Origin of the sequence: Rivihabitans pingtungensis (assembly GCF_003201855.1) — a bacterium.
Lineage (GTDB): Bacteria > Pseudomonadota > Gammaproteobacteria > Burkholderiales > Aquaspirillaceae > Rivihabitans > Rivihabitans pingtungensis.
In genome coordinates this window covers 73,671-95,036 of the sequence record NZ_QJKI01000011.1, presented here as the reverse complement: position 1 = coordinate 95,036, position 21,366 = coordinate 73,671, and the positions used below count along the sequence as shown (strand labels likewise).

Annotated in this window: 18 protein-coding genes; 5 read left to right on the top strand and 13 right to left on the bottom strand. The window is 61.0% G+C overall.

The genetic code is table 11. The features are described 5' to 3' along the window. Window positions 1-212: 212 nt before the first annotated feature. Window positions 213-1,619 (top strand): cryptochrome/photolyase family protein, encoded by a 1,407-nt coding sequence (locus DFR34_RS09845; protein WP_110390974.1) that lies wholly within the window; start codon window positions 213-215, stop codon window positions 1,617-1,619. A gap of 111 nt (window positions 1,620-1,730) precedes the next feature. Here the strand turns inward: DFR34_RS09845 and DFR34_RS09840 are convergent, their stop codons facing one another. Then, window positions 1,731-2,870, bottom strand: a complete 1,140-nt coding sequence (locus DFR34_RS09840) for a CaiB/BaiF CoA transferase family protein (RefSeq protein ID WP_110390973.1) — start codon at window positions 2,868-2,870, stop codon at window positions 1,731-1,733. 211 nt (window positions 2,871-3,081) lie between these two features. Between DFR34_RS09840 and DFR34_RS09835 the strand changes: the two genes are divergently transcribed. Continuing rightward, the gene (locus DFR34_RS09835; protein WP_110390972.1) at window positions 3,082-4,137 is read left to right on the top strand and encodes an AraC family transcriptional regulator; all 1,056 of its coding nucleotides are present in this window, start codon (window positions 3,082-3,084) and stop codon (window positions 4,135-4,137) included. A gap of 171 nt (window positions 4,138-4,308) precedes the next feature. On the opposite strand, the gene DFR34_RS09830 is transcribed toward DFR34_RS09835, so the two are convergent. Then, window positions 4,309-4,683, bottom strand: coding sequence for a ComEA family DNA-binding protein (locus DFR34_RS09830; RefSeq protein WP_110390971.1), 375 nt, complete (start codon window positions 4,681-4,683; stop codon window positions 4,309-4,311). 128 nt (window positions 4,684-4,811) lie between these two features. Continuing rightward, the gene (locus tag DFR34_RS09825; RefSeq protein ID WP_110390970.1) at window positions 4,812-5,636 is read right to left on the bottom strand and encodes a cytochrome C assembly family protein; all 825 of its coding nucleotides are present in this window, start codon (window positions 5,634-5,636) and stop codon (window positions 4,812-4,814) included. A gap of 157 nt (window positions 5,637-5,793) precedes the next feature. On the opposite strand from DFR34_RS09825, the gene ffh reads away from it, so the two are divergent. The 3 genes from ffh to purB all read left to right on the top strand — a co-directional run bounded on the left by ffh (window position 5,794) and on the right by purB (window position 9,640). Then, a complete protein-coding gene (gene ffh, locus DFR34_RS09820; RefSeq protein ID WP_110390969.1) occupies window positions 5,794-7,152 on the top strand; it encodes a signal recognition particle protein in 1,359 nt (452 codons plus the stop codon). 156 nt (window positions 7,153-7,308) lie between these two features. Further along, window positions 7,309-8,205 (top strand): ATP-grasp domain-containing protein, encoded by an 897-nt coding sequence (locus DFR34_RS09815; RefSeq protein ID WP_110390968.1) that lies wholly within the window; start codon window positions 7,309-7,311, stop codon window positions 8,203-8,205. A gap of 64 nt (window positions 8,206-8,269) precedes the next feature. Further along, window positions 8,270-9,640, top strand: coding sequence for an adenylosuccinate lyase (purB, locus tag DFR34_RS09810; RefSeq protein WP_110390967.1), 1,371 nt, complete (start codon window positions 8,270-8,272; stop codon window positions 9,638-9,640). A gap of 70 nt (window positions 9,641-9,710) precedes the next feature. On the opposite strand, the gene DFR34_RS09805 is transcribed toward purB, so the two are convergent. The 10 genes from DFR34_RS09805 to DFR34_RS09760 form a co-directional block, all read right to left on the bottom strand. Further along, window positions 9,711-10,808: an MraY family glycosyltransferase gene (locus DFR34_RS09805; protein WP_110390966.1), complete on the bottom strand. Its 1,098-nt coding sequence runs from the start codon at window positions 10,806-10,808 to the stop codon at window positions 9,711-9,713. A gap of 117 nt (window positions 10,809-10,925) precedes the next feature. Further along, window positions 10,926-12,023 carry a glycosyltransferase family 4 protein gene (locus DFR34_RS09800; RefSeq protein WP_211309357.1) on the bottom strand — a complete coding sequence of 366 codons (1,098 nt, stop codon included), beginning with the start codon at window positions 12,021-12,023 and terminating at the stop codon, window positions 10,926-10,928. A gap of 11 nt (window positions 12,024-12,034) precedes the next feature. Continuing rightward, a complete protein-coding gene (locus DFR34_RS09795) occupies window positions 12,035-13,162 on the bottom strand; it encodes a hypothetical protein (RefSeq protein ID WP_146215115.1) in 1,128 nt (375 codons plus the stop codon). Next, window positions 13,149-15,071 (bottom strand): asparagine synthase (glutamine-hydrolyzing), encoded by a 1,923-nt coding sequence (gene asnB / locus DFR34_RS09790; RefSeq protein WP_110390963.1) that lies wholly within the window; start codon window positions 15,069-15,071, stop codon window positions 13,149-13,151. The genes DFR34_RS09795 and asnB overlap by 14 nt, the downstream gene beginning before the upstream one ends. A gap of 1 nt (window position 15,072) precedes the next feature. After that, a complete protein-coding gene (locus DFR34_RS09785; protein WP_110390962.1) occupies window positions 15,073-16,194 on the bottom strand; it encodes a glycosyltransferase in 1,122 nt (373 codons plus the stop codon). 35 nt (window positions 16,195-16,229) lie between these two features. Further along, the gene (locus DFR34_RS09780; RefSeq protein WP_158281789.1) at window positions 16,230-17,180 is read right to left on the bottom strand and encodes a GNAT family N-acetyltransferase; all 951 of its coding nucleotides are present in this window, start codon (window positions 17,178-17,180) and stop codon (window positions 16,230-16,232) included. Further along, window positions 17,167-18,006: a carbohydrate deacetylase gene (locus DFR34_RS09775; RefSeq protein WP_110390960.1), complete on the bottom strand. Its 840-nt coding sequence runs from the start codon at window positions 18,004-18,006 to the stop codon at window positions 17,167-17,169. Before DFR34_RS09775 ends, DFR34_RS09780 begins: the two co-directional genes overlap by 14 nt. 6 nt (window positions 18,007-18,012) lie before the next feature. Then, window positions 18,013-19,140, bottom strand: a complete 1,128-nt coding sequence (locus DFR34_RS09770) for a glycosyltransferase (RefSeq protein WP_110390959.1) — start codon at window positions 19,138-19,140, stop codon at window positions 18,013-18,015. Continuing rightward, complete coding sequence (locus tag DFR34_RS09765; protein ID WP_146215114.1) at window positions 19,140-20,420, bottom strand: lipopolysaccharide biosynthesis protein; 1,281 nt, start codon at window positions 20,418-20,420, stop codon at window positions 19,140-19,142. The genes DFR34_RS09770 and DFR34_RS09765 overlap by 1 nt, the downstream gene beginning before the upstream one ends. Next, window positions 20,417-21,364: a glycosyltransferase family 2 protein gene (locus tag DFR34_RS09760; protein ID WP_110390957.1), complete on the bottom strand. Its 948-nt coding sequence runs from the start codon at window positions 21,362-21,364 to the stop codon at window positions 20,417-20,419. Before DFR34_RS09760 ends, DFR34_RS09765 begins: the two co-directional genes overlap by 4 nt. Window positions 21,365-21,366 lie beyond the last annotated feature (2 nt).

Genomic DNA, 21,366 nt, shown 5'->3' with positions numbered 1-21,366 from the left:
TTTGCCAGCCTCTCCGGGTTTACCCAAAGATCTGACAGGGTGAGCGCAGCATAGGCGTGAGCGTTGTATAGATTCAACCGCATAACTACCCGTAATTCATTAAGCAAAACGAATGCCACGCCCAGCGTGATACAGCGCGTCACTGAACGCACAGGGAACGCGCAGGCGCTGGTTTGTCCAGTACAATTCAGTTTATTTGCCGAGCCGCCGCCATGCCCCGTTTTGCCCGAGTGTTGTGCTGGTTTCGCCGCGACCTGCGCCTGAGCGACCATGCTGCGCTGTATCACGCGCTGAAATCTGCAGATGAAGTGATTCCGGTGTTTGTGTTCGACCGCGACATTCTCGACGTCCTGCCAGGCGACGACCGCCGGCTGCCGTTTATTCTGGCCTGCCTGCACGAGCTGCAGCAGGCCTTGCGCGCGCACGGCGGCGAGCTGGTGACGGCGCACGCCAGCGCCGTGGAGGCGCTGCCGGCGCTGGCGGCGCAGTGGGGCGCCGAGGCGGTGTTCACCAATCGCGATTACGAACCGGCCGCCATCGCCCGCGACGCCGCCGTGCGCCAACGGCTGGCGGCGCAGGGCGTGGCGTGGTTCGACTACAAAGACCAGGTGATTTTTGAGTGTGACGAAGTGCTCACCCAGGGCGGCAAACCGTTTTCGGTGTTCACCCCGTATAAAAACGCCTGGCTGAAAAAACTGACGCCGTTTTACCTGCAAAGCTATCCGGTGGAGCGTTATTTGCCGGCGCTGGCACGGCTGCCGGAACAGACTTTACCCACACTGGACGCACTCGGTTTTGCCGAGGCCGCCGCGCAGCCGCTGAAAATCACCCCCGGCATCAGCGGCGCGCAGGCGGCGCTGGCGGATTTTCAGCGCCGGCTGACCCACTACCAGCGGCTGCGGGATTTTCCCGCCAGCAAGGGGCCGTCGTATCTGTCGCCGCATCTGCGCTTTGGTACGCTGTCCATCCGCCTGCTGGCGCAATTGGCCTGGGCGCAAGGCGATGAAGGCGCGCAAACCTGGCTGAATGAGCTGATCTGGCGCGAGTTTTACCAGCAGATTCTCTGGCATCACCCACGGGTGGCCGAGCATGCGTTCAAGCCCGAATACGACGCGCTGGCGTTTGACAACGACCCAGAGCTGTTCGCCGCCTGGTGCGAAGGCCGCACCGGCTACCCGATTGTGGACGCCGCCATGCGCCAGCTGGCGCAAACCGGCTATATGCACAACCGGCTGCGCATGATTGTCGCCAGCTTTTTGGTGAAAGACCTACTGATTGATTGGCGCTGGGGCGAAGCGCATTTTGCCCGGCTGCTGCTGGATTTTGACTTGGCGGCCAATAACGGCGGCTGGCAGTGGGCGGCGTCCACCGGCTGCGACGCCCAGCCGTATTTCCGCATTTTCAACCCGGTCAGCCAGTCGGAGAAATTCGACGCCGAAGGCAAGTTTATCCGCCGCTACGTGCCAGAACTCACTGCGCTGGACAATAAAGCCATCCACGCGCCCTGGCTGGCCAAACGCCTGCCGGAAGACTTTCGCCTGGGGCGCGACTACCCCAAGCCGATTGTGGACCACGCCACCCAGCGCCAGCGCGCGCTGGCCTTGTTTGGCCGGGATTAGCGCTGCGAAAAAAACGCAGCGCAGCGGGCCTGGCCAGGCGCGCGGCCGCAGACAGTACAAGGAGTACGGCAAGGCCGCGCAACGACGCCAGGAGGGTTTTGTTCGCGGCGCTTAGCGCTGCGCCACGCCCCAGCGCGCCAACACCTCACCCACCTCATCGCCCATGCCGGGCGGGCGTGGGGTGGGCGGCGGGGTGTGGCTAAAGCGCGGCGCTGGCGCCGGCTGGGTGACGCCGCCCAGTTCAATAAAGGTCTGCCGCGATTGGTTATGCGCATGGCGCGGCGCTTCGTCCAGATCCAGCACTGGCGACACGCAGGCGTCGCTGCCTTCCAGCAGCGCACACCAGGCGTCGCGCGGTTTTTGCGCAAACACCTGCGCCAGTTTGGCGCGCAGCGCCGGCCAGTGGGCGCGATCCCATTGCGCCTGAAACACCGGGTCGTCGATGCCCAGCGCCTTGAGCAGCGCGGCGTAAAACTGCGGCTCAATTGCCCCCACCGCCAGCCATTTGCCGTCGGCGCAACAATACGTGCCGTAAAAATGCGCGCCGCCGTCCAGCAGATTGGCCTCGCGCTGGCCGCGCCATTCGCCCATGGCGTGCAGGGTGTAAATCATGCTCATCAACAAGGCCGAGCCATCGGTCATCGCCGCATCCACCACCTGACCGCGGCCGGTCTGGCAGGCGTGCAGCCGCGCGGCCAGCACGCCCAGCGCCAGGAGCATGGCGCCGCCGCCGCAATCGGCCACCAGGTTCAGCGGCGGCATCGGCTGGCCGACGCCGCCAATGCTGTGCAGCGCGCCAGACAGCGCCAGATAATTGATGTCGTGTCCCACCGCTGGTGCCAGCGCGCCGTGCTGACCCCAGCCGGTCATCCGCCCGTACACCAGCGCCGGCTGGCGCGCCAGACACACCTCGGGCCCCAGACCCAGGCGCTCCATGACACCGGGGCGAAAGCCCTCGATCAGCACATCGGCGCGGGCGATCACCGCCAGCGCGGCGTCGATGTCCTGTGGGTTTTTCAGATCCAGCGCCAGGGTGTGGCGCGAGCGGTTGAGAATATCGCGCTGCGGGTCAAACAGCTCGGCCACCGGCCGCCCGGCGGCGGTTTTGCGCTCGATGCGCACCACCTCGGCGCCCAGATCAGCCAGCAGCATGGCCGCCATCGGCGCCGGGCCCAGCGCGGCAAACTCGACCACGCGCACGCCGTGCAAAGGGCCGGCGCCGGCCAGGGGAGTAGAAGCAGACTGCGGCATGATGCACCTCCTGAAGCGGGAATAAGCGCAGCTCACCACACTCAGCGCAGCGTGCCTGGCGAGGCGCGCGCAGACAGAGCAAGCAGCACGGCAAGGCCGCGCAACCATGCCAGGCGCGTGTTGTGAGCAACGCTAAAGCTCGCCACTGTAGGCCCAGATACCCATGGCGGGCGATGCCGGAAACGCTCAATTTGCCTGTTAAAATCGGCCAATGCCAACCGACACGCCACCCAGCACCAGCGCCCTCATCCCGCCCGCCGAACGGGCCAGCATCGCCATGGTGTTTGTGCGCGAAGCGCTGGCCGCCTGGCGCGCGCGTGGGGTGGATTGCGCGCCCTTATTGCTGGCGGCCGGCATTGCCCCGGCCAGCCTGGCAGACGATGGCGCACGGGTCAGCCCGGCGCAGTTTGGCGCGCTGTGGCGGCAAATGGCCGCCAGCCTGGACGATGAGTTTTTTGGCCTGGCCGACCGGCCGATGAAGGCCGGCAGTTTTACCTTGTTGTGCCACAGCGTGCTGCACGCCGGCGTATTGCAGCGCGCCTTGCTGCGCATGCTGCGCTTTTTGCGGGTGACGCTGGATGGGCTGGAAGGCGAATTGCGCGTCAGCGGCGAACAAGCCTGCATTGTGCTGCGCGACCTGCCGGCGCCGGGCGAGGCCAGCGCGCCGCCACGGCGGGCGTTTGCCTATGGCGCGTACTGGCTGATGGTGTGCGGGGTGGCCAGTTGGCTAACCGGCCGCCGGCTGCCGCTGACGGCGGTGGATTTTCCGGGCCCGGAGCCGGCGTTCAGCCCGGCATGGCGCGCGGTGTTTTGCCCGCAGCTGAATTTTGAGCAGCCGGTGGCGGCGCTGTATTTTCCGGCGCAGGCGCTGCACTGGCCGCTGCTGCGCGACGAAGCCGCGCTGAAAAGCTTTTTGCGTCAGGCCCCGGCCAATTTTCTGGCGCTGCGCCCGGCGCGCGATGGCCTGGCCGCGCGCATCCACCGGCAATTGCGCGCCACCCCGCCCGCCGCCTGGCCGGACTTTGCCAGCCTGGCGCGCCAGCTGCACCTGTCACCGGCCACCCTGCGCCGTCGGCTGGCGCAAGAGGGGCAAAGCTACCGGCGCGTGCAAGAGGCGGCGCGCCAGACGCTGGCGATGACGCTGCTGGCCAATCGCACGCTCAGCCTGGCCGAGGTGGCCAGCGCGCTGGGCTTTGCCGAAACCAGCGCGTTTTGCCGGGCGTTCAAACGCTGGACAGGCCAGCGCCCCGGCGATTGCCGCCCTTAAGAGCGGCTCCCCCCCCTGGCGTTGTTGTGTGACCTTGCCGTGCTGCTTGCACTGTCTGTGCTCACACACCTAACCAGAGCCGCTTCGCTGGGTTTTGTCAGCGATGCTATCCACCCACCATGCAAAACGCCCGCAGCTGCGGGCGTTTTGCATGGGCCAGTCAAGCAACGATTACGGCTTTTTCGCCGGTTCGGCCGGCTTGGCGGCCGGCGCTGCCGGCGCAGCGGGTTTGGCGGCAGGCGCAGCAGGTGCGGCAGGCTTGGCGGCGGCCGGGGCAGCAGCAGGTTTGGCGGCGCCCACGGCCAGTTCTGCCTTCATATTGGAAACCGACTTGGCGCCAAAACCCGGCACCTTGGCCAGATCATCCACGGCCTTGAACGGACCATTCTTGGTGCGATAGTCGAGAATGGCCTTGGCCTTGGCCGGGCCGATGCCCTTGACGCTTTCCAGCTCTTGCTGGCTGGCGGTGTTCAAATCCACAGCGGCAAAGGCCGCGCCGCAGGCAAAGGTCAGCGCGCTGGCAAGCATGACAAGCAGTTTTTTCATCAGGGGGTTCTCCTCGATTCGGCAAGTAATCATTGTGATCGGGTATGGGCATGCCGCCCATCAAGACGCTAGCATGGCCAGCAGGGCGGATGCAATGGTGGTCTTTACGCAAAACCGGTGCGCCAAGATCACCCCATACGGTGCAGCAGCACTTCCAGCACGAATTTGCTGCCCACATAAGCCAGCAACAGCAGCACAAAACCAGCCAGCGTCCAGCGCACCGCCAGGCGGCCACGCCAGCCATGCCGCCAGCGCCCCCACATCAACGCGGCAAAAATCAGCCACGACATCAGCGCAAACACGGTTTTGTGCGACAGCGCCACCGGTCGGCCAAACAACTGCTCAGAAAACAACACCCCGGAAAACACCGTCAGCGTCAGCAGGGCAAAGCCTGCCCACAGCACCTGAAACAGCAGGCGCTCCAGCGCCAGCAAGGGCGGCATCTGGCGAATCACTGGCGAAAAGCGCTTGGCGTGCAGCGCCCGATCCAGCACCAGCATCATCACCGCCAAAATCGCGGCAATCAGCAACAGGCTGTAGGCCAGCAGCGACACGGCAATATGCAGCAGCAAGGCCGGCTGGTGAAAATCATAGGCCAGATAGGCCGGCGGCAACGCCAGCCCCAGCACCACGCCCAGCACCGCCATCGGCATCAGGCAGGTTTGCAGGCCATCGAGCTTGTAAAAAAAGCTGGCGGTCCAGTAAATCAGCACGGTGAGCCACATCACCGTGGACAGGCTCTGGCCCAGGCCAAACGCCAGGCCATGGGCGTTGGCGGGCAACAGCGCCAGAAAATGCAGCGCCAGCGCGGCGGCCACCAGCAGGTGTTCGATGTGGAGCGCGCGCCGCCAGGGAATGCTCCAGCCATGGGCGTGAGCCAGGAAATGCCAGGACAGGCCGGCGTAGGCGGCCAGCGCCAGCCAGGCGGTCAGGGAGGCGAACGGAAATGTCATGGGTCAAGGGTCTGTCAAGCGCAGCGGGCGCAAAGCCCCCGGCTGTTGTAAAATCACGGTTTGGTCAAAGCATACACCAAACCGTTTCGACATTGGCGCGCGTGGACTCGCTGCGCGGCGTCAATCCTGACTTTGCTAGGCGGAGCCTGACACACCCATGCTGGACAATCTCACCACACGCCTCTCCGGCGTGATCAAGAACTTGCGCGGCCACGCCCGGCTGACCGAGGACAATATCAAGGACGCCATGCGTGAAGTGCGCATGGCGCTGCTGGAAGCCGATGTGGCGCTGCCGGTGGTGAAGACGTTCATCAACGACGTGCGCGAACGCGCCATGGGCCACGAGGTGATGGGCAGCCTCACCCCGGGCCAGGCGGTGGTCGGCGTGGTCAACGACGAACTCACCCGCCTGATGGGCGAGAAAAACGACGCGCTGAACCTGGCCGCCGTGCCGCCGGCCATCGTGCTGATGGCCGGTTTGCAGGGGGCGGGTAAAACCACCACCTCGGGCAAGCTGGCCAAGCTGCTGAAAGAACAAAACAAGAAAAAAGTCCTGCTGGTGTCGGCCGACGTGTATCGCCCGGCCGCCATCGAGCAGCTCAAGCTGTTGGCGCAACAGCTGGACGTGGAGTGGTTTCCGTCCGACGCCAGCCAGAAGCCGGTGGACATCGCCCGCGCCGCGCTGGACCACGCCAAGCGGCATTTTCATGATGTGCTGATTGTCGATACTGCCGGCCGTCTGGCCATCGACACGGCGATGATGGAAGAAATCAAAGCCCTGCACGCGGCGCTGAATCCGGTGGAAACCCTGTTTGTGGTGGACGCCATGCAGGGCCAGGATGCGGTGAACACCGCCCAGGCTTTTAACGAGGCGCTGCCGCTGACCGGGGTGATCCTGACCAAGCTGGACGGCGATTCGCGCGGCGGCGCGGCGCTGTCGGTGCGCCATGTGACCGGCAAGCCGATCAAATTCATCGGCGTGGGCGAAAAACTCACCGGCCTGGAACCCTTCCACCCGGAACGGATGGCCAGCCGGATTCTGGGCATGGGCGATGTGCTGTCGCTGATCGAAGATGTGCAAAAAGGCATCGATCAGGACGAAGCGCAAAAAATGATGAAGAAGATGAAGTCCGGCAAGGGCTTCGATCTGGAAGACTTCAAGGCGCAAATCCAGCAGATGAAAAAAATGGGCGGCATGGCCAGCCTGATGGAAAAAATGCCCGGCCAGTTGGGCCAGATGGCCAAGGGCCTGGAAGGCATGCAGGCTGACAAGGCGGTGGGCCGCATTGAGGGCATCATCAATTCGATGACGCCAACCGAGCGGCGCAAGCCCGAGCTGATCAAGGCCAGCCGCAAACGCCGCATCGCCGCTGGCGCCGGGGTGACCGTGCAAGAGGTCAACCGCCTCCTGGCGCAGTTTGAACAAACGCAAAAGATGATGAAGCAGTTCTCCAAGGGTGGGCTGTCCAAGCTGATGCGCGGCATGAAGGGCATGATGGGCGGCGGCGGACTGTAAGAGCCGTTCACAAAACCCTCTTAGGCGTTGTCGCGGTCTTGTCGCACGCCTGACCAAACGCTGTACAGGGCTGACGCACCGCCAGCCCACTTACGCATGATGCGCCAGCCCCGCCGCATGGCCGGGCTGGCGACTGTTTTTTCAAGAGATTTTTGCATGTACGATATTGCCGTGCTGACTGACGGCCGCTATGTGGCGCCGGATGACAATGACTGGTACATCCGCCAGATTCATCAAGAAGACGGCCTGGTGGCCGACGCCTTGCGCCGCCAGGGCTTGAGCGTGGTGCGCCGCGACTGGGCCGACCCGGACGTGGACTGGAGCGACTGCCGCGCCCTGCTGTTTCGCACCACCTGGGATTATTTCGACCGTTTCGCCGAGTTTTCGCCGTGGCTGGAACAGGTGTCCGGCCAGTGCCGGCTGTTCAACGAAGCGGCGCTGATCCGCTGGAACATCGACAAACATTATCTGGGCGACCTGGCCGCCGCTGGCGTCAACATCACCCCGACCTGGTTTATCGAGCCGGGCGATGCGCGCACGCTGGCCGAGCATGTGGCCGCCTGCGGCTGGCCGGAGCTGATTCTCAAGCCGGCAGTGTCTGGCGCGGCGCGCCACACCTACCGCTTTGCCGCAGGCGACGCCGGGCAGCATCAGGCGGTGTTTGCCGACTTGATCGCCGTCGAGGCGATGCTGTTGCAGCCGTTTCAGCAACGCGTGCTGGAACAGGGCGAAATCTCGCTGATGGTGATGGACGGCCGCGTCAGTCACGCCATCCGCAAAACGCCCAAGGCCAATGATTTTCGCGTGCAGGACGACCACGGCGGAACCGTGCACGCCCATGAGGCCAGCGCCGAAGAAATCGCCTTTGCCGAGGCGGCGGTGGCTGCCGCGCCGTTTGACGTGATCTACGCCCGCGTGGACGTGATCCGCGACAACGCCGGCCAACTGGCCATCATGGAGCTGGAAATGGTCGAGCCGGAGTTGTTCTTCCGCTTTCACCCGGCCGCCGCCGATCAACTGGCCGCTGGCATTGCCCGCCGGCTGGCCACCTGAACCGTATTGACTCACCCCTGGCGACTGGCCGCGCGCCGTCGCCGATTTTGTTAGGAATGTGCTGATGACCTTGCATGTGCTCACCGCCCTGTCGCCGCTGGACGGCCGTTACGCCGGCCAAGCCGAAGCCCTGCGCCCGGTGTTTTCTGAATATGGCCTGATGAAGGCCCGCATCCAGGTGGAGCTGGAATGGCTGAAGATGCTGGCCGCCGAGCCGGGCATTGCCGAAGTGGCGCCGTTCTCGCCGGCCACCATTGAAGAAATCGACGCCGTGATTGCCGGCTTCAGCGTCGAGCACGCCGAAGCCATCAAGGCCATCGAGGCGCGCACCAACCATGATGTGAAGGCCATCGAATACTGGCTGAAAGAAACCCTGTCCGGCAACGCCGAAGTGATGGCGGCCAGCGAGTTCATCCACTTTGCCTGCACCTCGGAAGACATCAACAACCTGTCGCACGCGCTGATGCTCAAAGCCGCCCGCGAACAGGTGTTGCTGCCCAAGCTGGATGAAGTGGTCGCCAAGCTGACCGAGCTGGCCCATGTGCACGCCGACCTGCCGATGATGAGCCGCACCCACGGCCAGCCGGCCACGCCGACCACGCTGGGCAAGGAAATGGCCAATGTGGTGTACCGCCTGAAGCGCCAGCGCGAGCAAATCGCCGCACAGCCGCTGCTGGGCAAGATCAACGGCGCGGTGGGCAACTTCAACGCTCACCTGAGCGCCTACCCGAACGTGGGCTGGGAAGGCCTGGCCACCCGCTTTGTCGAAGGCCTGGGCCTGGCCTGGAACCCGTACACCATCCAGATCGAGCCGCACGATTACATGGCCGAGCTGTTCCAGGCGATGAGCCGGGTGAACACCATCCTGATCGACCTGGACCGCGACGTGTGGGGCTATATCTCGCTGGGTTACTTCAAGCAGAAGGTCAAGGAAGGCGAAGTGGGCAGCTCGACCATGCCGCACAAGGTCAACCCGATCGACTTTGAAAACTCGGAAGGCAATCTGGGCATCGCCAATGCGCTGCTGGGCCATCTGGCGGAAAAACTGCCGCTCAGCCGCTGGCAGCGTGACCTGACCGACTCCACCGTGCTGCGCAATATGGGCGTGGCGTTTGGCTACACCCAGCTGGGCTTCACCGCACTGCTGCGCGGCCTGAACAAGCTGGAAGCCAACCCGGCGGCGCTGGCCGCCGACCTGGACGCCACCTGGGAACTGCTGGCCGAGCCGATTCAGACGGTGATGCGCCGCTACGGCATCGAAAAGCCGTACGAACAGCTGAAAGACCTGACCCGCGGCAAGGGCGGCATCACCCAGGCCACCCTGGCGGCCTTTATCCAGAACCTGGCGATTCCGGAAGACGAAAAAACCCGTCTGCTGGCGCTGTCGCCGGCCACGTATCTGGGCAAGGCGGCGGAGCTGGCCAAGCGCATCTGAGCGCGAAACGCCCACGGCAGCATGCAAAACGCCTTCCCTCAGGAAGGCGTTTTTATTTGCCAGTCACAGCTTAACGTCGGCGCAGAATCAACCACTTGGGCGTGCGCCAGCGCAGCAGGCGCATATACAGCCAGACATAGACAATGGCAAAACCCAGGCAGCTGAGCATCAGCAAGGCCGGAAAGCGCCAGAACAGCAGCGCCGGAATGGCCGACACCAACCACAGCGCCCACAAATAAGGGGCGGTCAGCGCATTGCGCAGGGTTTTGTGCTGCGGGTCACGCGTGCCGACATGCCAGCGCACCGCGCGCTTGTACAGCATCTGGTGCAAATGGCACGCGTCAGGGTGACCGGGCGAACGCGCATGCAGACTCATGCGGCGGAAAATGGTGAACAGAGTTTCAAACACCGGATAAAACAACAACAGCATGGGAAACCAAGCCGACACATGCGGGTGACGGGCCACCAGCAACACCGAGAGTTCCGCCAATAAAAAGCCGACAAAATAGGCGCCGCCATCGCCGAGAAAAATCCGGCCAAACGGAAAATTCCACACTAAAAAGCCAAACAAGGCGCCGGCCAATGACAAGCAGGACACCACCATAAAGCTGTCATGCAGCACCCAGCCGACAAACGCCAGACATAAAGCAATGCCTGCCGCCACCATGGCAGCCAGGCCGTTATAGCCGTCGATCAGATTGATGGCATTGGCCACACCGCCGACCGCCACCGCCGTCACCACCAGGGACACAGGCCACCAGTCCGACAGCAGGCGGTCAATAAAAGGCAGATCCAGCCGGGTCAGCGCTGCGCCCAGAAACCAGTAGCCCGCGACGGCAGACAGCATGGTGAGCAACAGGCGCGGCAAGACGCCCACACGCTTGGTCATGTCCTCGGTGATGCCGCCGAAAAATGCCGGACTGGCCACCATCAGCAGCAGCCAGGTCTGATAAGGCGGGACGGCCAGCAGCAGCGACAACCACGAGGCAGACGCCAGCATACCGATCAGGATGCCTAAGCCGCCCACGCGCGGCACCGCCACGACGTGGAATTTCTGCACGCCGTCAAGATCGGAGTCGGCGGTCAGGTGATGATGCAGGTGTTCCGAGCGAATAATCAGCCACACCGCAAGCACAGAGGCAAAAAAGGCAGTCAGGAAAACAATCATGCTTTACGGATCATGGATGAGCGATTAGGGAGATGTGGATGGATAGCGCCACATTGCCCAAGCACACATCCACTCAGGCATAGCAATATTGATGCTTTCAGCATACAGCTTTCTGCGTTATCTTACCATATCCGATATTGCCCGCAGATAACAATCAATCACATAGCCTTCAGCAAAGCGTTCTTCTACACGGTGACGTCCGGCATCCCCCAGCGCGCGTCGCTGCGATGGAGACAAGGTGATGATCTTCTCCATGGCCCCCGCCAATGCGCTGGCGTCCTTGACCTGACACAGATAGCCATTGACGCCATCTTGCACCACCTCACGGCAGCCCGGCACATCCGTGGCCACAAGCGGCCGCCCCATGGCAGCGGCTTCCAGCAGGGTGCGTGGCATGCCCTCCCGGTAGGAAGGCAGCACAATGCAGTCTGCGCGCGCAATCATCGGGCGCACGTCGCTGGTGGCCCCCCAGTACTCCACGCTTCCCTCTGCCACCCATTCATCCATCTGCGCCTGATGAATCGCCGAGACATTTTCAACGCCCAGAAAACCCAGCAAGACAAAGCGGGCATGCGGATAATGCGGGCGCAATAACTGTGCAGCCTGAACATATTCAACCACGCCCTTATCACGCAGCATGCGTGCCACCAGCAGGAAGACTGGAGCATCCCCCCCCGTATCGGGCAGGGGGCATGGCGCAAAATGGGTAATGTCCACACCCGGTCCAGGCACTTGTACGGCCTGCTCAGGCCGCAGCAAGCCCGCCTTGACAAACAGCGCCAGATCATCAGGGTTTTCAAACATCACCGAAGGTGACGCAGGCAATGCCAGTTTGTACAGCTGCCGGACCAGGCGCTGCAACCAACCATCACGCAGGAATGCCGTTCCCAATCCGGTGATGGCATTCAGCACGGGAATGCCTAGCATGCGAGCAGCCAACGAGCCATAAATCACCGGCTTGATGGTGTAGTGCACGACGGCATCTGGTTGCAAGCGTTGGTACCAGCGACGCAGACGCAAAAGCAGCAAGCCATCATGCCAGGGATGGGTGCCTTTGCAGTCCATGAATACATCATGAACCTGACAACCCGCTTCGCGCATCAGACGGGTTTCCGGCCCATCCGGCACCAGTACATGCACTTCCCAGCCACGCTGGATCAAAGCCTTGAGAAAACCAAGGCGAAAATTGGCCAGATTCCAGGCCGAATTGGCCACTACGCATAATTTCATGATGTTTTCTTGGCAGTCTTGTCAAGCTTGGGTTTCTTAGCAGGGGCGATGGTCATCCTGTCGGCAAACAAGACAAACAACAGCAAGAACGGAAAGCGATAACGGGCGGCGGTGCCATAGTTGAAGATCACCGCCCCATAGATCATCATCGAAGAAAACAGGAACAACTTGAGATTGAGGAACTTATTTTCCATGCCGGGCTTGGGTTGGCGACGCCAGTATGCAAAAACAATCGCCCCAACGATGAGGTTTTCCACGCTCTGGATTAATTGGAAGGCGCCGCCAGCCTGCCAGGGCATGGGCATCAGCAGCACCCCGATGGCCGAACTGAGCAACTGAATTGCCAGATAAGGCGATGCCGACAACAGCTCGACCTGCCCCATACCGCCGTCTTCCAGGTAAAAATTGGCCCGATAGGTATTCAATTCACCCAGGTAGCCAGCACCCAGCAGCATGGCAAAAGTGAAGATGAAGCCCAGCACAACCGTCATGATCATTCGGCCGCGTGATTCACCAGCCAGGGCAGTCAGTGCAAACGGCACCAGAATCATGAAGAAATTCTGGGGCTTGATGAACATCAATGGATAGGTGCAGGCCAGCCCCAGAAGGAACTGGCGGCGCTCGAACAGAAAATACAAGGCCATCATCATCGACAGCAGAATGAAAATGTCACGCACGCCGATGGCGGAATACAGGATGAAACTGGGATACAACAGAAAAAACTTCCGGCTTTCTTCGGTCAGAAACCCGCCGCGATGCAGCAGCAAATACATCCAGATCACCAAGGTCATGTTCACCAAGGAGGTGGAACGCACGCTGACCATGAAGGGCATCGGAAAGGCAGCAAAAACTTTGGCGGCTGAACTTACCGTCACCGCATATCCAAAACGCATACACCATTCTGACGGTTCGCCACGGTACATGATGGCACAACGGATATAGCGCAGCTGATCAGGCATGTAAGACACCGGGAACAGCACGTCATTGGTGAAGAACACCATGCACACACGCAAAAGCAACACCCAGAAAGCGAGGCGATCCAGGCGGTTGGTGAGGCGCAAACCCAATACCATGCACAAAACACACAAGGCATTGGCGATGTCTTCGATATCAATGTGTGACACGCTGGCCCTCTTGCCAGGCTTGGAACATCAACACCGTCCAGACAGCATAATGCAGTGCATCCCGACCAGATAGAAAATCACGCCATAATTGGCGCACCCATTCCGGGCGTAGCACCGCTTCTTCTTGCAGGCGCTGCGCATCCAGCAGCGTTTCTGCCCAATCGCGCAAGGGGCCGCGCAGCCAGGCGGCCACCGGCACAGAAAAGCCTTTTTTGGGCCGTTCGATCAAGGCAGGCGGGACATGGCGATACAATACTTGTCGCAGCACCCATTTACCCTGCCCCTGGCGCACTTTATATTGTGGCGGCAATTGCCATGCCAGTTCGACCACGCGATGGTCCAGCAATGGAATGCGACCTTCCAGGCTGACCGCCATGCAGGCTCGATCTACTTTTACCAGGATATCGTCCGGCAGATAATTGAGTGTATCCCAGGCCATCATGCGCTCAGCCAGCGGCCGATCGGTCGGAATGGCCCTGGCGTCGCTCAGGCCATAGCGCGGCTCATGACCCGCCAGCACGGCGCGCTCAGGATGCAGGCAGTACGACATTTGCGCTTGATAAAACGCCAAATCATCATTGCCCAGCACACTGGGCAGCTTATCCAGCTTGTCGCGCCAGTGACTGGCAGCAGGCCAGTGCACTGCCAACGGGGCCAACATGGCGGCAGCTGCGCGCCCGGCGCCACCCAGCCAAGCAGGTGCCTGGCGCGCGCGCTCACGCAATGCATTGGCATGAGCATACCGGCTGTAGCCAGCAAACAACTCATCGCCGCCATCCCCCGACAAAGCCACGGTCACGGATTGGCGTGCCAATTGCGCCACCAGCAAGGTAGGAATTTGCGAGCTATCGGCAAATGGCTCGTCATACAGATGGCCCAGACGTGGGGCCAAGGCCAGCGCATCCCCACCCTGAACATACAGCTCGGTATGTGCTGTTCCCAGATGGGCCGCCACGGCCTTGGCATGTTCAGCCTCGTTAAAGCCTGGTTGATCAAAACCGATGGTGAATGTACGTACAGGCTGCGCAGATTGCGCCTGCATCAACGCCACGACGGTGGAAGAATCCACCCCACCAGACAAAAAAGCACCTAATGGCACATCCGCCAGCATCTGCGCACCAATCGAATCGCTCAGCCGGCGCTCCAGCAGGGTCACGGCTTCGTCATCCCCCACCTGCAAGGGCTGGGCACGCCCCTGCGCCATCGCCTCAGCCAAAGACCAGTAGGCACGCACTTGTGGAGGCTCGCCCGCCGCGCGCGCGCGCGCATCAAGCACGGCATAACAACCAGGTGGCAGTTTGCCAATGCCAGCCCAGATGGAGTACGGCGCCGGCACATAGCCATGGCGCAAAAATAGCGTCAGCGCATCGCGATCAAGCTGGGGCGACCAACCCGGCCAGGCCGCCAGTGCCTTGAGTTCAGAGGCAAACAGCATGGCGTCACCGTGCCAGCCATAAAACAGGGGTTTTTCTCCCAGACGGTCGCGTCCCAAGGTCAGGGTTTGAGTGTGAGCATCCCACAGGGCAAAGGCAAACATGCCCACCGCCGCGCGCAAGGTGGCTTCCACCCCCCAGTCGGCAAAGCAGGCCAGCAGTGTTTCTGTGTCAGAATGCCCACGAAACACCGGCACGGGATTCAAACGCGCGCGCAAGGCCTGATGATTATAGATTTCACCATTGAAGACCAGCACATAACGACCACATGCCGAATGCATTGGTTGATGGCCAGCCGCAGATAAATCGACAATTGACAAACGCACATGCGACAGCAAAACGCGCGCCTGGGGATCGCACCATACGCCATGGCTATCCGGACCACGATGGCGAATGCGCTGCGCCATGTCTTTGCCAACCTGTTGCCAATCCGCCTGCCTTGCGCCGCGCCAAAGAGCGCCTGCCAAACCACACATGTCAGCCCTTTCTGTGCGCCAGCAGCGCCTGCCACTCCCGCAGATAGCTCAGTGCCACCGATTCGAGAGAGAAATGATCAATGATGCGTTGCCGCGCACGCGCACCAAGTGCCTGACGCTGCTCTGCAGGCATGTCCAGCAGGCGTGCCAGCGCACCGGCCAGTGCCGCATCGTCACCGGGTGACACCACTTCGCCGCAGCCATCCAGAATCCAGGCTGAATCGCCTACATCCGTCACCACCATCGGCGTACCGCACGCCATGGCCTCGCCGACCACATTGGGGAAGGCTTCGGCATGCGAGACATTGGTGGCAATGTCCAAGGCGGAATTGATGCTGGCGATATCGCCACGCTCACCCAATAGGTGCACACGTGCACGAATGGATGGCGGAATCGCTTCCGCTGCCGCGGGATTGGCCAAGGACACACCGCGCCCCGCGCACACCACGTGTACATCGGGGTAGCGCTCAGCCAAACTCGCCACAGCGGCCAGCAGGCCACGATGATTTTTCAGCGGCTGCCAACTTGCCACCAAACCGATCAGGCGAGCATTGTCCGACAAGCCCAGTTCCTGACGCAGACGCGCACGCGCGGTAGGATCCGGGGTAAATTTTTGGCAATCAAACCCATTGGGAATCACCATGGCCTGAGCAGCCGCATAGCCAAACTCATTGTGCTGGCGGTGCGCCAGCCGCGAGACGTACAGCACGCGCTCAGCCCAGCGCGACAGCCAGGCATCCAGCCGGATGATCCAGCGCGTCAACCGCTTTTCTTCAGCAAACAGTGTCAGCGAACCTCGAATGGCGATGGCCAGCGGCGGACGATGGCCGGCCGGCATGAAGCGTCGGGCCAGATGCGCCAGCACATTGCTGTGATACATCCAGCCCTGGATCAGATCAGGTTGAAACGCCCGCACGATGTCACGTAATTTGGCCAGGGCATGCCGATTCAGGCGTGCGCGTGGCATATCCAGCGAGCGGACATCCAGCCCCATAGTAGGAAAATGATCGCCCTGAATGGCCATGATCGAAACCACGACAGTCTCTACGCCATGGGGCCGCAGGGCATTCAGCACACGAAACAAGGCCATTTCGGCGCCGCCAGTGCCCAGGGCCGTGGTCAATACAAGAACTTTCACAGTGTTACCCGTCTGACCCGTCAGATGAAATCAAGGTCGCCAAAGGTAAAGCCAAAGCGACGGCCGGCCAAATCTTCGGCCCACTGCGCATCCTGCCCCTTGACGATGAAATTGAAACGATTCTTGACGGTATACGTCATCCAGGTATCACGGAAACACACCAGTTGTGGATGTTCCAGCGTCAGCAGCGCATAGGCTCCCAGTGAAGCAGCGGCACGCTTGACCTGCCCCACCAGCGGGCGCATGTCCTCTCCAGGCAGGCAAAACATATCCATCAGACAGGCCAGCAGGATGCCACGCTTGACGGTGGTGGCCAGTACGGCGTAGCCCACCAAGGTATCACCACGGTACAGACCGACTTTGTATACCGGTTTTTCCAGTGGATTCTGTTCGTAGCGCCAGATCAGATACTCCGCATCTTTGACAAAGGTGTTTTCCACCTTTTGTCCTGCCGCAGCAGCCAGTACCGCGCGGTCAAAACGCTCATGCAGTTTGACGCGCGGACGCAACGCGCCCATCGGCAGGGGAATCAGCCAGATATCCGGGCTTTGTCCCACGACATAAGAAAACTTGGCCAGATAGATCGGTCGGGCCACCAGATTGGGAAACGCCAGAAAATTCACCACATTCTGCCCGGCATTCACTGCCTCGGCAGCACGATACAAACGGCCAAACAGCCCTTTGCCACGTACGCTTTCTGCGGTCAGCACTTTTTGCGGCATGGCCATCTGCACAACCTGGCCACGATGCCACAACGGAAAATTGCGCATGGTGGTCATGCCCACCAGTTGATTCTGGCCATTTTCGGCGATCACCACACTGGGACGACTGCCCGGCGCCTGGAAATACCACCAGTCCAGATAAGTTTCGGTGATGCCCGGTTCATCATTTTCGATACGAATCAATTCTTTGATGCGTGGCACATCGGTACGCTGGGCTTCGTAAACGCGAATATCGTCAGATTTTTGCATAGACGGTGATCTCTCCATTAAATTGTTTGACCACGTCCTGCCCTGTCAGCACCTGGTACTCAGAATGACATTTGCCAATGAATTCGGCGTGGTCCTCCCAGCAGCCGTCATATAATTGATGCAAATCCTTGCCCAATTGATAGGGATGAACGAATAACTCCACCACTCGCCCCTGGCTGGCAGCCACCAGGCGGGTGTAGTCGGCCAGTTCGAATTCGTGCTTGTCCAGATCGTGGATCGACACCAGCGCATCATTGGTTGGCACCCGCAGCAAAGTCTTGTACAGCGTGGTCATGCAGATCAGCACCGCCTGCTTGAAAAACCGCACAGGCCGTCGCCACAGTAGGGACAGCGGGGCATTGGCAAATGCCAGCCGCAAGGGCACGCCAATGCGGTTGATCTGCCCAAGAATGGCAAAAAATATCACAGGCATCATGTGGCAGTGCTGATGCGAGTCAATATGCGCCAAAGTCAGCCCATGTGCGGCAAAGAAGTCCACCTGCGCCTGAAACTCGCGGCGAATGTCTGCTTGCCGAACCTTGCCGCTGGCACAACGGGCAATCAGTGCCTGGCGGGAAAAAAATCGTCCGCTGGCATCGGTCAAGGATGACACCCCGGTCATGGCCTGACCTTCGGTCAGGCAAAAGTGCAAACCAACACTCAAACCAGGATGGGCCTTGGCCATGGCCACCGCTTCCAGCGTGCCAGGCATATTCACCATCAGCGTGGCAGAAGTCAGATTGCCACGCAGGTAGACGTCGATGATGGCCTGATTGACCGAATGCGACAAACCAAAGTCATCCGCATTGATAATAATTTTTTTCATGAAAACTCACTTGCTCAGCAAAGCGGACAGGTGTCCGAGTGTATTGCGGGCCAGCGCATCCACATCAAAGACCTCCAGAACCCGCTCACGTACGGCAGGAATCGGGGCGTGACGCTGAGCATGTACCCGAGCCATCGCAACAGTCAGCGCGGCAACATCACCAGGTGCAACCAGCTCACCCAAATCGCGCATCAGCCAGGCCGCATCGCCAACATCAGTAGAAATCACCCGACAGCCACAGGCCATGGCTTCTCCCAAGACATTGGGTGAACCCTCGGTCAGCGAGGCCGACACAAAGACATCCAGCGCACTGTATGCCCCAGGCATGTCGCGCCAGGCCCCCGGAAAGAATACCCGCCCGGCAATACCCAGCGTGTGGGCCAGCTGGCGCAGGGATGCCAGCTGCTCGGCGCTCCCACTGCCCACACACACCAGGCCAACATCGGCATGCGCGTGCAACAGCGGAGCAGCAGCCTGCAGGAAGGCTTGATGGTTTTTCAGCGGAACCAGGCGGCCCACCAGGCCAAACAAAAACATGTTTGCCGGGACACCCCATTGTTGGCGCACCAGCAGACCAGCCTGCGGATTTGGCGTAAAACGCTGACAATCCACGCCATTGGGCACACATACCGTACGCGTGGCCGGATATCCGCGCTGCAGCATGGTGGCCAGGCCGCGCTGTGAATTACAGATGATCAGATCAGCCCAATTGGCCAGGCGGTTTTCCAGCCAAGTCTCCAGCCGCCCCATCCAGCCATAGTGCGCGGGGTCTGAACCAGACGAGCGAATACCCCACACTACCTTGGGCCAACCGGCAAACGGCTTGGCCAGCAAGGCCAGCAAATTGGACATGGGCAGATAGCCATGCACGACATCAGGGCGGTACTGACGCAAGAAACACACCCAGCGCCAGAAAAATGGCAATAAATCCCAGCGCCCGCCCTTATTTAAACAAACCACAGGTACACCTGCAGCGTGCAAATCTTCTTCAAACGGGCCATCAGGGTAGTACACCGCCACACGAACCTGATGGCCCGCGGCATGCAGAGCCAGCAGTAGCAGGGTCAGTTGACGCTCGGCACCGCCCAGATGCAGGGAGCGAATCAGGAAAACCGCATTCAAGCTGCGTGACATCAAGAAACTCCGCCGGCTTCCGGGTTCAAGCGGCGGGGATCACGCTCACACACCCAGAACAGCACCAGATTGGTCACCAGCGCGAGCGACAGCGCTGACCATTGTGCATACACGGCACCCATCACACCCATTCTGGGCACCCACCACCACGCGGCCAACAAATTGACACCACCGGCACTCAAGGAACATAAGGAAGCCGTCAGGAATAGGCCACGGCCAATCCACTGTGGCGCCATCAGCGTCGAAAACGCAGACACAGCCAACCCAGGAACCAGCCACTGAAACAAGGGCACCGCGTCGGCAAAACCAGCCCCTGCTACCCAAGGCAGCCACCAGGGCACCAAGGCGCCAGCGACGCCACCAGCCAGCAAGGTCAGCAAGGACAAGGCCGGCACCAGACGCCGTTGCAAACGCCAGGCCCCCTGCACGCCAACCGCGCCAAGCCGCCCATACAGCATTTGTGTCGTGGCCTGTGCCAGCACCAGCAAGATGGTGACCAACTGCTGAGCCATCTGGAATTGTCCGGTGGCCGCCGTCCCCAATTTGGCATTGAGGATGATGACACTGGTCGAACCCATCAACATCGAGCCAATCGCATTCAGATGCAAACGGACACCACCAGAAAACAGCCCGGCCAGTTCCTGTTTCAGCGCGACAGGCCCATGGCTGGCATGCCAGTTACGCCATACCATCCATGCAGGCATGGCGGCCACCAACATCTGCCCCAAAACACTGGCCAACAGCGCCCCACTCACCCCCCAGCCCAGCGCCCCCACGGCAAGCAACACCAGCAAGATAGAAACGGTCCGCCCGAGCACCAAACCGATATTGGCCAGCATGATGCGTTCGCAGATGATCAGCAGGGCAGTCCCATAAATTTCCCAGATCATCCATGGCAAACCAATGAAAGCACACAGCAACAACCAGGGAGACAGCGTGCCGAACATGGTCGGTCGCAGCAAAAACAGACCAATCAGTGCCGCGTAGGCCAATATGGACACCCCGATGGCCGCAGTAGCCAGCGCCAGGGCGACCTGATTAAAGCGTTGGCCATGAGCCTGACCCGCCAGACGCTGCGATGCCACCTCCGCCAGACTGCAGTGACTGATGCTGACAAATGCCGTGACCCACGCCATGGCCGCGGCAAATTCACCACGCCCTTCGGGCCCCAGCCAACGCGCTGTCACAGTCAAGGTCAACACCCCGACTAACAGGCTATACAATTTGGCCCCGACCGTGCGACTCACCGTCCACAGCATGGCACGGACAGAATGACTCAAATCCGCCCCCGTTGCCGATCGCGCCGCGCCAGCCACCAGCCAAGCGGATAGGCCAATGCCGTCAACCCTCGCTGAACCATGCCATGCACCGCTCCGACGCACGTCAGCCAGCCCACTCCCTGATGCACGGACAGGCGGACGTACATCAGCAATGACATCAGCAATGAGCGTTTGTCAGGCCACATCCGCCAGAAAAATACATTCAGGCATTGCAATGCCGCATAACGCTGACCCTTGACATAACGGATGCGTTGCATCGACGACAAGGATTCATGACTACTCTGGTTGATGTAATAGATGCGCAAGGCGTCATTGATGTACAAGGTCTGGAATTGCATGGCAATGGCATACCAGACGTGGCGCTCAGGCACATAGCGATCAATGTCGTCACGAAAGCGGAATTCAGGTCGCTTCAGGATATCGGCGCGCACCATACCCCATTTTTCTCCCGCGCGCCGATAGCGGAAGAACGCAGTAAACATATCGGTCAGCCACGGCGATTGCGGATAGGGCTGACCAATCAATTGACCATGCTGATCCTTGCACAGGCAAGACACGCCGGACACCCCAGCGCGCAGCTCGGGCGGAATGCCAAGCCAGGCGGCATGCAAGCGCGCCAGCGCCTCGGGCACAAAAGCATCATCATGGCCAGCCAGGACGATGAACTCCCCCTGGGCGGCGGCAATGCCGGCATTCAGCCCGGCCAGCACCATACGATTTTCCGGATGCTCAATGATGCGGATGGGAAAATCCGCCTCAGCCTGGTAGGCGCGCAAACGCGCCAGCGTGTCGTCGGTCGAAGCGTCGTCAATCACCACCCATTCAAAGCTGCGCAAGGTTTGTGCACACAGACTGTCGTAAACGCGATGAATCAGGCCGGACGAGTTGTAGCACGGCGTCAACAGGGTAAAAATGGGCGATACTGCCGCCACGGGGTCAGACATGC

What these genes read in the sequence shown, in the direction of transcription:
- DFR34_RS09780 (WP_158281789.1), bottom strand. Translation starts at nt 17,180, where the DNA reads ATGCAAAAATCTGACGATATTCGCGTTTACGAAGCCCAGCGTACCGAT.
- ffh (WP_110390969.1), top strand. Translation starts at nt 5,794, where the DNA reads ATGCTGGACAATCTCACCACACGCCTCTCCGGCGTGATCAAGAACTTG.
- purB (WP_110390967.1), top strand. Translation starts at nt 8,270, where the DNA reads ATGACCTTGCATGTGCTCACCGCCCTGTCGCCGCTGGACGGCCGTTAC.
- DFR34_RS09840 (WP_110390973.1), bottom strand. Translation starts at nt 2,870, where the DNA reads ATGCCGCAGTCTGCTTCTACTCCCCTGGCCGGCGCCGGCCCTTTGCAC.
- DFR34_RS09770 (WP_110390959.1), bottom strand. Translation starts at nt 19,140, where the DNA reads ATGTCACGCAGCTTGAATGCGGTTTTCCTGATTCGCTCCCTGCATCTG.
- DFR34_RS09775 (WP_110390960.1), bottom strand. Translation starts at nt 18,006, where the DNA reads ATGAAAAAAATTATTATCAATGCGGATGACTTTGGTTTGTCGCATTCG.
- DFR34_RS09830 (WP_110390971.1), bottom strand. Translation starts at nt 4,683, where the DNA reads ATGAAAAAACTGCTTGTCATGCTTGCCAGCGCGCTGACCTTTGCCTGC.
- DFR34_RS09805 (WP_110390966.1), bottom strand. Translation starts at nt 10,808, where the DNA reads ATGATTGTTTTCCTGACTGCCTTTTTTGCCTCTGTGCTTGCGGTGTGG.
- DFR34_RS09835 (WP_110390972.1), top strand. Translation starts at nt 3,082, where the DNA reads ATGCCAACCGACACGCCACCCAGCACCAGCGCCCTCATCCCGCCCGCC.
- asnB (WP_110390963.1), bottom strand. Translation starts at nt 15,071, where the DNA reads ATGTGTGGTTTGGCAGGCGCTCTTTGGCGCGGCGCAAGGCAGGCGGAT.
- DFR34_RS09825 (WP_110390970.1), bottom strand. Translation starts at nt 5,636, where the DNA reads ATGACATTTCCGTTCGCCTCCCTGACCGCCTGGCTGGCGCTGGCCGCC.
- DFR34_RS09815 (WP_110390968.1), top strand. Translation starts at nt 7,309, where the DNA reads ATGTACGATATTGCCGTGCTGACTGACGGCCGCTATGTGGCGCCGGAT.
- DFR34_RS09760 (WP_110390957.1), bottom strand. Translation starts at nt 21,364, where the DNA reads ATGTCTGACCCCGTGGCGGCAGTATCGCCCATTTTTACCCTGTTGACG.
- DFR34_RS09845 (WP_110390974.1), top strand. Translation starts at nt 213, where the DNA reads ATGCCCCGTTTTGCCCGAGTGTTGTGCTGGTTTCGCCGCGACCTGCGC.